The organism is Paraburkholderia nodosa, from assembly GCF_001718195.1.
In the GTDB taxonomy this organism is placed as follows: Bacteria; Pseudomonadota; Gammaproteobacteria; order Burkholderiales; family Burkholderiaceae; genus Paraburkholderia; species Paraburkholderia nodosa_A.
In genome coordinates this window covers 1-12,536 of sequence record NZ_MCNV01000037.1, presented here as the reverse complement: position 1 = coordinate 12,536, position 12,536 = coordinate 1, and the positions used below count along the sequence as shown (strand labels likewise).

Below are 12,536 nucleotides of genomic sequence, written 5' to 3'. Positions count from 1 at the left end.
ATGACGATCCAGGTCTGGAGTAAACGGCTGGCGCTTGTTCTTGCTGCGGCGAGCACGCTGATTGGCGGCAGCATCGCCCAGGCGCAGTCAAGCGATAGCCAGGCGATCCACGGTGGGGAAATCACGGTAGGAATTCACAATCAGGTGCCGTGGGGATACCGAAACGCCGATGGCAGCGTTTCTGGCGTCGGTCCTGACATGATCCGGGCCGTTCTCGGTCAGGTGGGTGTCAAGAAAATCAACTTTGTCGTCGTCGACTTCGACGCGCTGATTCCGAGCCTGCTCTCCAAGCGGATCGATGCCGTAGCTTCGGGCTTGGCAATTACCCCGACGCGCTGCAAACAGGTAATTTTCAGCAATCCGGATTTGGCTATCGGCGATGCGCTTCTGGTGAAGAAAGGGAATCCTCTCAATATCCATAGTTATGCGGACGTTGCAAAGAACCCAGCGATTCGGTTTGGCGGCGGACGGGGAAGTTCTGCTGTCGAGCATGCGATCGCTGCCGGAATCCCCAAGGATCGGATTCTTCTGCTTAAAGACGTCGAGTCTTCGGTCGGAGCCATTCTGGCCGGTCGCATTGACGCCGACACCGAATCGGCTTCAACTGTAATCAGTACGCTCAAGGATCCAAACGTCGGCAACCGGCTCGAGCGCGCGACGCCCTTTACCGGGTTGGTAAAGAATGGGCAGCAGGTTGCCAATTACGCGGCAATCGCATTCCGGACGGAGGATTCGAAACTGCGTGACCTGTATAACGCGGGGCTAGCAAAAATGAAGGCCGATGGTTCGATCAAGAAAGTCTTCGAAAAATATGGATTCGGGGAAACCGAGATGGCGCCAACTGACGTAACGGCGAAAGCGGTGTGTGGCGCGGATTATCGATGATCGGGATTTGTCAATCTGAGGAGCGATCGCATGAACTTTCCTGACGTCATTATCGGAATATACAAGGGGTTCGGTATCACCGCGGCCGTCACTCTACTCGGACTCCTGTATGCGGTGCCGTTTGCGCTGGTCGCTGGAATATTGCAGAACTTCGCGACTGGCACTCCGCGCAAAGCAATTACATTCATCATCGAGCTGTGGCGAAGCTCGCCTGTTATTGTGCTGCTCTATGCGTTCTACTATACGCTTCCCGCTTTTGGAATTCATCTTTCCGGGATCACGGTTGGCGCACTCGTGCTCGGACTGAACTCGGGTGCATATAGCAGTCAGTCGGTCCGCGCCGCCTTGCAAGCACTGCCTCGCGGACAATGCGAGGCAGGCTTGGCCTTGGGGTTGAATCGTTTTGAAGCGCTTTGTCTTGTCGAGTTGCCGCAGGCAATCAGAGCCATGATTCCGACGTTCATCAACGATCTTATTCAACTGATCAAGGGAACCGCATTGGTATCTCTTATTACGTTGTCTGACATGACGTTCCGTGCCAAGGAGATCTCGGAGTTGAGCTATAACCCGTTGTTAATTTATTCGAGTCTTTTGTTATCCTATCTGATTCTATGTTATCCAGTGACTATTTTTGGGCGATATCTTGAGACATCGCACGGGAGCCGGCGAGGGCGGTCATGAACTTCGATTTTGATTTTGCGTTGCGAATCGTGCCGCAAGTCCTGGAAGGTGTCGGGAATACGATCCTCGTTGCGATCCTGAGCTTCGTGGGTGCGCTGGCGCTCGGTTTCGTCTGGGAAATGCTGCGCCGTTCCAATGCCGTTGTGCGTCCGATGGTTCAATTCATCATCGATGCGATCAGGTCTACTCCGGCACTTGTTCAGATTTATTTCCTGTTTTTCGTTCTCCCTTCTTACGGAATCGTCTTGCCCGCGTTATTCATCGGTGTATTCGGACTTAGTTTTTACTACTCCGGATATATGGCCGAAGTGTTCAAGGCCGGCATCGACGCCGTTCCGGTTGGCCAGAGCGAGGGTGCGAAAAGCCTCGGGCTCACTTGGTGGGACACCACGGCCTTCGTTATCGCTCCGCAGATGTTGCGAAACGTGGCCGCGCCTCTGGGTGCGTATGCCATTGCGATCCTGAAGTCTACGCCATACCTGGCGGTGATCGCGGTTCCCGAAATGCTAGGCAGCGCAATGGACGTGGCTTCCGAAACCTACCGTTACGCTGAGCCGATGCTTGTTGCTGGTGTGCTCTTTCTGGCACTAGCCCTGATCGCGGTCGTATTGGTCGGAAAGGTCGAGCGCCACCTTGGGATTGGCGCTCCTCAACGATAAGCCGACAGCAGTCTATCAAGACGTTTGAAGTGTTGTGGAGGAAGACATGGTATCCCAAATGACGCAACCACGCGAACCGGCGGGGTTGCAAGCGAATACGCCCGAGTCGATCGCGGTAGCAATTGAAGGTGTATCGAAGTGGTACGGCGAATTTCAGGTTTTGCGCGACATCAATTTGAATGTGGCGTTCGGCGAGCGGATCGTGGTCTGCGGTCCGTCAGGGTCAGGAAAATCGACACTGATCCGCTGCATCAATCAACTGGAGACGCACCAGGAAGGCCGGATCGTTGTTGACGGTGTCGAGATGCACGCGAAGATGAAGGGGTTGTCGCATATGCGCCGAGATGTCGGAATGGTATTTCAGCATTTCAATCTGTTCCCTCACTTGAGCGTGATCGACAACTGTACGCTGGCGTTGATCCGTACTGGCCGAGCGTCGCGGGCGGAGGCCAAGGCGATTGCGATGGCAAACCTCGACCGGGTTCGCATACCGGACCAGGCGAAGAAGTATCCGGCACAGCTTTCCGGTGGGCAGCAGCAACGCGTCGCAATTGCTCGTGCGCTCTGCATGAAACCAAAGGTCATGCTGTTTGACGAGCCGACGTCAGCGCTCGATCCGGAGATGATTAAAGAAGTACTCGATGTGATGACCGGACTTGCGAACGATGGCATGACGATGATCTGTGTGACTCATGAGATGGGATTCGCTCGTGAAGTTGCTGACCGTATCGTATTTATGGACGGTGGGGAAGTCATCGAATGTGCGCCGCCGGATACCTTCTTCCGCAATCCGACGCATATCAGAGCGAAGAAGTTTCTGAGTCAGTTGTTGCACAAGTAATGCGAGGTCGCAGCCGACTTCGATAGGAGGGTATCGGCGGCTGCACCAAAACATCGTGAATCGATGAGGAAATTGAGGCCACAAAGAATCCTGCCGGTGTTCGACGGGGCACGAACCTAACGCTGGCATTACGCTCCGAGAGGTTTATACGTTAGGCCCCCCGCCCGTATTGGAAAACGGGCACTCACAGTTGTCGGAGCGAGGAAGCGCGAGTAGATCGCGCAACGTTGCGGGACCGCGGTTTCAGTCGAGGTTTACCGCGCAATGACGATCGGTATCGCATTGCAGGATCGATGGGACCGGGGCGATGAAGAATGCGCGGCTCGGGAAACGGGAGAGCACCACCACTTTATGCAAGCTAGTTGTTACGTACTACAAATTGATTTTCTATAATTACCACGTTTGGAGACGATGATATGAAGGCGAAATTGCTGGTGGCGTCCGTATTGGCCGGGATCGGAGTGTCCGCCTATGCGCAAAGTACCGTCACGTTGTATGGACTCATCGATGAAGGGTTTGACTTTACGAATAACGCAGCTGGAAGCCGGGCATACGAGCTTCAAAGCGGATACGTGCAAGGTAGTCGGTGGGGGCTGAAAGGTACGGAGGACCTCGGTGGCCAGCTGAAGGCGGTGTTTCAGATCGAGAGTGGGTTCAACGTGAACAACGGCAAGCTCGGCCAGGGCGGCCTGATGTTTGGACGTCAGGCATACATGGGGCTGTCAAGTTCGACGTATGGCAAGCTTACTTTTGGTCGCCAGTATGACTCTGTTGTCGACTACTTCTCGTCGACGACAGCAAATGGAACATGGGCAGGTTATCTGCTCTCGCACCCATACGACAACGACAATACGGATGGCACTTTTCGGGTCAACAATACGGCGAAATATACCAGCCCGAATTTCGGTGGCTTCCAATTCGGTGGCACTTACAGCTTCTCAAATGACACCAATTTCGCCAATAATCGTCAGTATAGTCTGGGAGCACAATATGAGACCGGAAGCATCCTGATCGCGGCGTCCTATCTACAGGCCAACAATCCGTCATCAACCGCGACCGGTGCGATCAACAATGGTGGCGATGAAAATTTTGTGGGTGACCGGCTGCGCATCTTTGGTGCTGGTATCAACTACTATATTGGAAGCGCCACTTTCGGCTTCGCATACTCGAACGTGGATGTGAAGAATCCGGTGAACTCCGGGTACGTGGGCGCTATTACGCCTGTCAGTGGTCCGGCTTCGGACCTCCGCTTCCAGAACTTCGAAATCAATGGCAAGTACCAGTTCACGCCAGCGTTCTATGTTGGCGCGATGTACACCTACACGCACGCGACGATGACCACGGCAGCGGGCAGCTTCCATCCGAACTATCAGACGGTCGGGTTGATGGGCGACTACAACATCTCAAAGCGAACAGACGTTTATCTTCAGGGTGCCTATCAGCATGTAGGAGGAGATACGACGGGTTCAGTGCTGGATTTCGCATATGTACCCGGCGCGTACGGTGTTTCCTCGGGCAACAGCCAGCTCGCTTTGCGCCTCGGGCTCCGTCATAAATTCTAGTCGACTCAGCCAAGCACCAAATCGATGAGATCACGCGGGCTCGAAAACCGATGTCTGTTGACCCAATCTCGCCTCAGCGCGACAGGGGAAAAGGTGTCGAGCTCGCGTCGTCTAGTGCCGGTGTGAAGGTATTAACTGTTCAAGGAACGAGTTCGACTCAATCCTATAGTTCGCGATTCGGTTGAGGTACCAGCGGCCGTGTGCGACTGGGCATTTCAGCTTCTGCATTAACTGTCTGCCCGGTCGACTACTTGTCGGCACAAGGGCGTTACCAGTGCCAACGCTAGACGTTGGCTACTGCCACCCTCAAGTCCACTCCTGAGGCGTTTCCTCGCCACTCGGCAACGTGAGGCCAACGGTCGGCAACGGCAACGCTGTCTTGTACCGCACCTGCTTAAGCGCAAAGCTGGAGCGGATGTTCGACACGCCAGGTATTTTCGTGAGCCATTGGACGATGAAGTGCTCAAGGCTTTGCATGTCCGGCACGACGACCCGCAGCAGATAATCGGCGTCGCCTGTCATCAGATAGCACTCCATCACTTCTGGCCGATCCTCGATCTCCTTTTCAAAAACGCGTAACGCGTCTTCTACCTGTTGTTCGAGGCTGACCTGAATGAACACATTGATTCGTAACCCGAGCGCGCCGGCGTCGAGTAGGGTCACGTGTTGGCGGAACAGGCCGAGCTTTTCAAGTGCGCGTACGCGATTGAAGCAGGGAGTTGGCGAGAGGTTAACCGCGCGGGCGAGCTCAGCGTTTGTGATACGCGCATTGTCCTGCAACTGCCGCAGGATCGCGATGTCGGTGCGGTCTAACCGGCGGGTCGGGAGCTTTGTTTCGGACGTCATAGTATGGGAATCTCATGTGAGGCATCGTTACCAGAATTTATACCCTATTTGAGCTGAAAACTCCCCACAAAAGAGACGCACATTTTGTGATGGGATGGATAAGCTCTTCCCATGTCGTCAAACTCGAAATTCCGACCCGCACGAGTCTCGAAGCTCACGAATCTCACTGTTTAGCCTGGAGTTGCCATGACCGATTTATCGAGCGGTGTTCAGCCCGTTCTTGCCCTCAATCAAACCCGCATGGACAACGACCCGCAGGAGACTGCCGAGTGGATGTCCGCACTGGATGGCGTGGTGGAGCATGTTGGGCTCGGACGTGCCCAGTATCTTTTCGACCGCCTGGCCGCGCATGCATTGTCGAGCGGCATCGCAACGGCGCGTGCGAACGTCACGCCCTATGCGAACACCATCCCGGTCGAACAGCAGCCGCCGTTTCCAGGTGACGTCGATACCGAAGAGCGACTCGCCGCTGCACTACGCTGGAATGCGCTCGCGATGGTGGTGCGAGCGAACCGCGCTTACGGCGAACTCGGTGGACATATCGCGAGCTACGCATCGGCAGCGGATCTTTTCGAGGTTGGATTCAACCACTTCTTTCGCGGTGCGAACGATGCTCATGGCGGTGACCTCATCTATTTTCAGCCCCATTCGTCGCCGGGAGTATACGCGCGCGCATTCCTTGAAGGTTTCCTGAGCGAGCAGCATCTGGAGCACTACCGTCGCGAGATCGCGGGTCCGGGTTTGTGTTCCTATCCGCATCCGTGGCTGATGCCTGACTTCTGGCAGTTTCCGACGGGATCGATGGGCATCGGCCCTATCAACTCGATCTACCAGGCGCGCTTCATGCGTTACCTGCAGAACCGTGGGCTGCTCAAAACGGAAGGCCGCAAGGTCTGGGGCTTCTTTGGCGACGGCGAGATGGACGAGCCCGAATCGATCGGTGCCTTGTCGCTCGCCGCACGCGAGCGGCTCGACAACCTCGTTTTCGTGATCAACTGCAATCTGCAGCGACTTGACGGCCCCGTGCGAAGTAACGGCCGCATCATTGACGAACTCGAGGCGCAATTCACGGGGGCGGGCTGGAACGTCATCAAGGTCGTGTGGGGTTCTGATTGGGACGGTCTTTTCGCACGCGATCGCACCGGCGCGTTGTTGCGAGCGTTTGCTCATACCGTCGATGGACAGTTTCAGACCTTCTCTGCCAATGACGGCGCCTACAACCGCGAACGCTTCTTCGGACAGAACGAGGAACTGGCTGCGCTTGCCGCGCATCTGAGCAACGACGATATTGACCGCCTGCGCCGGGGTGGCCATGACGTACGCAAGCTGTATGCGGCGTACGACAGGGCACTGAAACATGCAGGGCAGCCCACGGTGATTCTCGCGAAGACAATGAAGGGCTTCGGCATGGGCTCGATCGGCCAGGGCCGGATGACCACGCATCAACAGAAGAAGCTCGACTTCGAACAACTGAAAACGTTTCGCGACCGGTTCCGCTTGCCCCTCTCAGACGAAGACGTCGAGCAGCTGCGGTTCTACAGGCCGGCGGACAACAGTCCAGAAATGCGGTACCTGCATGCCCGGCGCGAAGCGCTCGGCGGGTATCTGCCCCGCAGGCGGACAACCGCGTCGCAAATGCTGCCTGTTCCCGCATTGCCGGCGTGGGGGCAATTTGCGCTGGACGCGAACGGCAAGGAGATGTCGACCACGATGGCGTTCGTGCGGATGCTCGGGAGCCTTCTGAAAGACGCGTCGCTCGGCCCTCGCATTGTTCCCGTAGTCGCCGATGAGGCACGCACGTTCGGTATGGCGAATCTGTTCCGGCAGGTTGGGATCTATTCGCCGCTCGGGCAGCTGTACGAGCCCGAAGACATGGGCTCAATGCTGTATTACCGGGAAGATACGGGCGGACAGATACTGGAAGAGGGCATTTCGGAGGCGGGCGCTGTGTCCTCGTGGGTCGCCGCAGCCACTTCATACAGCGTGCACGACCTGCCCATGCTGCCGTTCTACATCTACTACTCGATGTTCGGTTTCCAGCGCATCGGCGATCTCATCTGGGCTGCCGCTGACCAGCGTGCGCGTGGCTTTCTGATCGGTGCAACGGCGGGGAAGACGACGCTCGGTGGCGAGGGTTTGCAGCATCAGGACGGCACGAGCCATCTGGCGGCCTCGACGGTACCGAACTGCCGCGCCTACGATCCGGCATTCGCGTACGAGGTGGCCATGATCGTAGACGAAGGCATGCGCGAGATGATTGAACGTCAGCGCGATGTGTTCTATTACCTGACGGTGACGAACGAGAACTACGCACAGCCTTCACTTCCGGATGCACCCATCGAAAGCGTTCGTGATGGTGTGCTCAAGGGCATGTATCCGCTTGACACAACATCGCTCGATCGGGCTGAGGTCCAGTTGCTCGGTTCGGGGGCGATTCTGGGCGAAGTGCAGGCGGCCGCGCGCTTGCTGAAGGAAGACTGGAACATCGAAGCATCAGTGTGGAGCGTCACCAGCTTTACCGAGCTGCACCGGGACGGTGTCGCGTCCGAACGCACCGATCGCTTGTTCGACGAGGATCGCGCTGCCGCTCCGTATGTGACGTCTGCGTTGTCTCCCACGCACGGGCCCGTGATCGCGGCGACAGACTATGTGCGCGCCGTTCCCGAACTCATTCGTGCATATGTGCCGCGGCGCTATGTGACGCTTGGCACCGATGGCTTCGGACGCAGTGACACCCGTGCGGCGCTGCGGGCCTTCTTCGAAGTCGACCAACATTCGATCGCGATTGCCGCGCTGAAAGCGCTCGCGGACGACGGTGCAGTAGCGGTCGAGCTCGTCAGGCGTGCCGTTGATCGCTATGGCAAGCATGACGCGAACCGGGCCGCGCCGTGGCAACGGTGACGGGCAGGCACTACCGGGAGCTAATAATGAAGATTGCGGGTGCTGAGATCCAACAGGTTGCGAAAGCCGGCGCTCCGGATACTTCGGGCAGGGACGGCGATGCATCGGGAGCACAGATTGTCCTGTCCGTCCTGCGCGGGGAGGGTGTTGAGACGGTTTGGGGGTATCCAGGCGGCGCGGTCCTGCCGCTTTACGATGCGCTCCATGAATCCATCGATGTTACCCATTTGCTGGTTCGCCATGAACAGGCCGCCGTCCACGCGGCGGATGGTTTCGCGCGCGCGACGGGAAAGGTCGGCGTAGCGCTGGTGACATCGGGGCCGGGTGTGACGAACGCGGTGACAGGCATTGCGACTGCCTATTTCGATTCCATTCCGATGGTGGTGATCTCCGGTAACGTGCCCACACACTCTATCGGAACCGATGCGTTTCAGGAGTGCGATGCTGTCGGAATTACCCGGTCGATCGTCAAGCATAACTTTCTGGTGCTGGATGTCTCTCAACTGGCGAAGACGCTCAAAAGCGCGTTTCATATCGCCCGCACCGGACGCCCCGGGCCTGTGCTGGTGGATATTCCCAAAGACGTGCTTCAGGCGAAGACGCCATTGCGCATACCTGAATCCGTCACGCTGCGATCCTACCGTCCGCGCACGGAACCTCATGCGGGACAGGTGCGGCGGGCCACCGAGGCGCTCGCGCGCTCGCGCCGGCCATGCATTCTCGTTGGCGGCGGAGCGGTTGCATCGGCTGCCAGCGGGGAGATTGCGGAACTCGTGCGGCGACTCGATGCCCCGGTGACGAACACGTTGATGGCGCTTGGCGCATTTCCCGCTTCGGATAGGCGGTGCCTCGGAATGCCAGGACTGCATGGAACGTACGAAGCCAACATGGCGATGCAGCATTGCGACGTACTGATTGCGCTCGGTGCGAGATTCGATGACCGGGTCATTGGAAATACCGGGGACTTTCGGTCAGATAGCAGGACGATTATTCATGTTGATATTGATCCCGCGACAATCGACAAGCGGGTGCAGGTTGACATTCCGATCGTGGGAGACGTGAAGACCGCGGCGCGCGCGATACTGAGACAGCTCGAAGCACAACGTATTCATGCTGGGCACCGGAAGGACTGGTGGACACAGATTGAGACTTGGCGTGAGAAGCGCTGCCTCGCCTATGAGCCGGCAGAAGATGTAATCAAGCCTCAGTTCGTCATTCAGCGACTTTGGGAAGCTACCGGAGGCGATGCCTATATCTGTTCGGATGTCGGACAGCACCAGATGTGGGCCGCGCAGCTGTATGGATTCGATAGACCTCGCCGATGGATCAACTCGGGAGGCCTCGGAACCATGGGTGTCGGACTGCCCTATGCGATGGGCGTCAAACGCGCGCTTCCGGACGCGGATGTGGTCACAGTAACCGGAGACGGCTCGATCCAGATGTGTATCCAGGAGTTGTCGACCTGCAGGCAGTACGACCTCGGGGTGAAAATCGTTTCCCTCAACAACGGCTATCTCGGCATGGTAAGGCAGCTGCAGCATGTGACTTATAGCGACCGTTACTCCCACTCGTACATGGACGCGTTGCCTGACTTTGTCGCACTTGCCCGCGCTTATGGGCATGTCGGCTTTCGCATCGATCGACCATGCGATGTCGAGCCCGTGCTGCGCGAAGCACTTGCCATGAAGCAGCGTACGGTATTCATGGACTTTGCCATCGATCCGTCCGAGAACGTCTGGCCTATGGTTCGAGCGGGCGCGGGACTGACGGACATGCTGATGAATTCGCGCGATGTCGACCGGTAGTTCAGCATGGCTAATGTTCAACATAGCCAGGACTTCGGGCAGCCCGGCGCCTGCTGCCTGTTCTGGCATTGACGTATTCGCGAGAAACACTACGCAACGATCGTTGCGCTCGCCTTGGACCGCGATTGGGAGATTACTGACGTGCGTGTAACAGAGATTAAGGTGCCTGACATCGGCGACTACAAGGGCGTCCCCGTCATCGAGGTACTGGTTGGCCCCGGTGATGTAGTACGGGAGGAGCAATCGCTGGTTACGCTGGAGTCGGACAAGGCCACCATGGACGTGCCCAGTCCTTTTGGTGGCGTCGTTCGGGAAATAAAGCTCAGGGTCGGCGATGCGGTGTCGGAAGGTTCGGTCATCCTGCTCATGGAGCCGCAAGGTGCGGCGGCCGAGGCGGTTACCGGTAAGGTTGACGCGAGCGAGAAGACCGGGCGTCGAGATGGCTCACCCATTGTTGATGAGGAGCGCAGTCCGGCAGGTCATCCATCCGCGCCTGCGCCAGCGGCCGTGATCCCGGAGAAGGAGGTTGGGCTGAGCGGATCAAGCCATGCCTCGCCGTCGGTGCGTAAACTGGCGCGCGACCTCGGCGTGGACATCACGCGAGTTCAGGGCACCGGGCCGAAGGGCCGCATCAGCCAGGACGACGTCACCGCGTTCGTGAAGGGCGTAATGACGGGCGCGCTCGCTGCGCCGGCTGGCGCTGCCGCTGGAGTAGCCCCAGCGGCAGCGGGCGGTACGGGCCTGAACCTGCTACCGTGGCCGAAGGTCGATTTCACGAAGTTCGGCCCGATCGACACGCAGCCGCTGTCGCGCATCAAGAAGATCTCCGGCGCGAACCTGCATCGCAACTGGGTCATGATCCCGCACGTCACGAACAACGACGAAGCGGACATCACCGACCTCGAAGCGCTGCGCGTGCAGTTGAACAAGGAAAACGAGAAGGCGGGCGTGAAGTTCACGATGCTCGCGTTCGTCATCAAGGCCTGCGTCGCGGCGCTCAAGAAGTTCCCGGCGTTCAATGCGAGCCTCGACGGCGACAACCTCGTCTTCAAGCAGTACTACCACATCGGTTTTGCCGCCGACACGCCGAATGGCCTCGTCGTCCCGGTGATCCGCGACGCGGACAAGAAGGGCCTCGTCGACATCGCGAAGGAAATGGCCGAGCTCTCGAAGCTCGCCCGAGAAGGCAAGCTCAAGCCCGACCAGATGCAAGGCGGCTGCTTCTCGATCTCGTCGCTCGGCGGCATCGGCGGCACGCATTTCACGCCGATCATCAACGCACCGGAAGTGGCGATCCTCGGCCTGTCGAAGAGCGCGATGAAGCCGGTGTGGGATGGCAGGCAGTTTGTGCCTCGCCTCATGCTGCCCCTGTCGGTTTCATGGGATCATCGCGTCATTGATGGCGCAGAAGCTGGCCGCTTCAATGCCTATCTCGCCACGATTCTGGCCGACTATCGACGGGTATCGCTTTGACGAGCGACGAGCCCCGGTACAACCGCAGGGAAGAAACCAATACATGACGCTAATCGATGTAAAAGTGCCCGACATCGGCGACTTCAGGGACATTGACGTCATCGAAGTCAACATCAAGGCGGGCGACGTCATCGAGAAGGAGCAGACGCTGCTCTCGCTCGAATCGGACAAGGCCACGATGGAAGTGCCTAGCGACGTCGCGGGCACCGTCAAGGAAGTGAGGATCAAGGCCGGTGACAAGGCTTCGCAGGGCACGGTGATCGCTCTGGTCGAGGCTTCAGAAGGCGCAGCGGCGCCGGCTCCGAAGGCTGAAGCGCCGAAGGCAGCAGCGCCGGCGCCGCAAGCCGGCAGCTTCAGCGGCAGCGCCGATGTCGAATGCGACATGCTCGTGCTCGGCGCGGGCCCCGGCGGCTACTCGGCGGCGTTCCGCTCCGCCGACCTCGGCATGAAGACCGTGCTGGTCGAGCGTTATTCGACGCTTGGCGGCGTGTGCCTGAACGTGGGCTGCATCCCGTCGAAGGCGCTGCTGCACACGGCGCTCGTGATCGACGAAGCCGAAGCGCTCGGCTCGCACGGCATCACGTTCGGCAAGCCGCAAATCGACCTGGACCGCCTGCGCGACTTCAAGTCGGGCGTCGTCAAGAAGCTGACGGGCGGCCTCGCCGGCATGGCGAAGGCGCGCAAGGTCGAAGTCGTGACGGGCGTGGGCGCGTTCCTCGATCCGAACCACATGGAAGTGGTGGGCGAGAACGGCAAGAAGATCGTCAAGTTCAAGCAGGCGATCATCGCTGCGGGTTCGCAGGCCGTGAAACTGCCGTTCATGCCGGAAGATCCGCGCGTGGTCGATTCGACCGGCGCGCTGGAACTGCGTCAGATTCCGCAG

Annotated in this window: 10 protein-coding genes; 9 read left to right on the top strand and 1 reads right to left on the bottom strand. The window is 58.3% G+C overall.

What is annotated here, in order from left to right:
* The 5 genes from ehuB (at position 1) to BFD71_RS35125 (ending at position 4,628) form a co-directional block, all read left to right on the top strand.
* The gene (gene ehuB / locus BFD71_RS35145) at positions 1 to 885 is read left to right on the top strand and encodes an ectoine/hydroxyectoine ABC transporter substrate-binding protein EhuB (protein ID WP_069268824.1); all 885 of its coding nucleotides are present in this window, start codon (positions 1 to 3) and stop codon (positions 883 to 885) included.
* Positions 886 to 915: 30 nt separating this feature from the next.
* Positions 916 to 1,566 (top strand): amino acid ABC transporter permease, encoded by a 651-nt coding sequence (locus tag BFD71_RS35140; protein ID WP_069268823.1) that lies wholly within the window; start codon positions 916 to 918, stop codon positions 1,564 to 1,566.
* Positions 1,563 to 2,225 carry an amino acid ABC transporter permease gene (locus tag BFD71_RS35135; protein WP_069268822.1) on the top strand — a complete coding sequence of 221 codons (663 nt, stop codon included), beginning with the start codon at positions 1,563 to 1,565 and terminating at the stop codon, positions 2,223 to 2,225. The genes BFD71_RS35140 and BFD71_RS35135 overlap by 4 nt, the downstream gene beginning before the upstream one ends.
* A 58-nt stretch (positions 2,226 to 2,283) precedes the next feature.
* Positions 2,284 to 3,066: an amino acid ABC transporter ATP-binding protein gene (locus BFD71_RS35130; protein ID WP_069268856.1), complete on the top strand. Its 783-nt coding sequence runs from the start codon at positions 2,284 to 2,286 to the stop codon at positions 3,064 to 3,066.
* 416 nt (positions 3,067 to 3,482) lie between these two features.
* Positions 3,483 to 4,628 (top strand): porin, encoded by a 1,146-nt coding sequence (locus BFD71_RS35125; RefSeq protein WP_069268821.1) that lies wholly within the window; start codon positions 3,483 to 3,485, stop codon positions 4,626 to 4,628.
* Between the two features lie 306 nt (positions 4,629 to 4,934).
* On the opposite strand, the gene BFD71_RS35120 is transcribed toward BFD71_RS35125, so the two are convergent.
* On the bottom strand, positions 4,935 to 5,474 hold the full coding sequence (locus tag BFD71_RS35120) for an Lrp/AsnC family transcriptional regulator (RefSeq protein ID WP_069268820.1): 540 nt from the start codon (positions 5,472 to 5,474) through the stop codon (positions 4,935 to 4,937).
* A 186-nt stretch (positions 5,475 to 5,660) separates the two neighbouring features.
* Here BFD71_RS35120 and mdeB point away from each other — a divergent pair, with 186 nt between their 5' ends.
* From mdeB to BFD71_RS35100, 4 genes are all read left to right on the top strand, one after another.
* On the top strand, positions 5,661 to 8,375 hold the full coding sequence (gene mdeB / locus BFD71_RS35115; protein ID WP_069268819.1) for an alpha-ketoglutarate dehydrogenase: 2,715 nt from the start codon (positions 5,661 to 5,663) through the stop codon (positions 8,373 to 8,375).
* A 26-nt stretch (positions 8,376 to 8,401) separates the two neighbouring features.
* Positions 8,402 to 10,180: a biosynthetic-type acetolactate synthase large subunit gene (gene ilvB, locus BFD71_RS35110; RefSeq protein WP_141710901.1), complete on the top strand. Its 1,779-nt coding sequence runs from the start codon at positions 8,402 to 8,404 to the stop codon at positions 10,178 to 10,180.
* Between the two features lie 99 nt (positions 10,181 to 10,279).
* Positions 10,280 to 11,653 (top strand): dihydrolipoyllysine-residue acetyltransferase, encoded by a 1,374-nt coding sequence (gene aceF, locus BFD71_RS35105; RefSeq protein WP_256095057.1) that lies wholly within the window; start codon positions 10,280 to 10,282, stop codon positions 11,651 to 11,653.
* Between the two features lie 43 nt (positions 11,654 to 11,696).
* On the top strand, positions 11,697 to 12,536 hold an 840-nt coding region (locus BFD71_RS35100), incomplete at its 3' end, for an FAD-dependent oxidoreductase (protein ID WP_141710900.1).

What these genes read in the sequence shown, in the direction of transcription:
- ehuB (WP_069268824.1), top strand. Translation starts at nt 1, where the DNA reads ATGACGATCCAGGTCTGGAGTAAACGGCTGGCGCTTGTTCTTGCTGCG.
- BFD71_RS35120 (WP_069268820.1), bottom strand. Translation starts at nt 5,474, where the DNA reads ATGACGTCCGAAACAAAGCTCCCGACCCGCCGGTTAGACCGCACCGAC.
- BFD71_RS35130 (WP_069268856.1), top strand. Translation starts at nt 2,284, where the DNA reads ATGACGCAACCACGCGAACCGGCGGGGTTGCAAGCGAATACGCCCGAG.
- BFD71_RS35140 (WP_069268823.1), top strand. Translation starts at nt 916, where the DNA reads ATGAACTTTCCTGACGTCATTATCGGAATATACAAGGGGTTCGGTATC.
- BFD71_RS35125 (WP_069268821.1), top strand. Translation starts at nt 3,483, where the DNA reads ATGAAGGCGAAATTGCTGGTGGCGTCCGTATTGGCCGGGATCGGAGTG.
- ilvB (WP_141710901.1), top strand. Translation starts at nt 8,402, where the DNA reads ATGAAGATTGCGGGTGCTGAGATCCAACAGGTTGCGAAAGCCGGCGCT.
- mdeB (WP_069268819.1), top strand. Translation starts at nt 5,661, where the DNA reads ATGACCGATTTATCGAGCGGTGTTCAGCCCGTTCTTGCCCTCAATCAA.
- BFD71_RS35135 (WP_069268822.1), top strand. Translation starts at nt 1,563, where the DNA reads ATGAACTTCGATTTTGATTTTGCGTTGCGAATCGTGCCGCAAGTCCTG.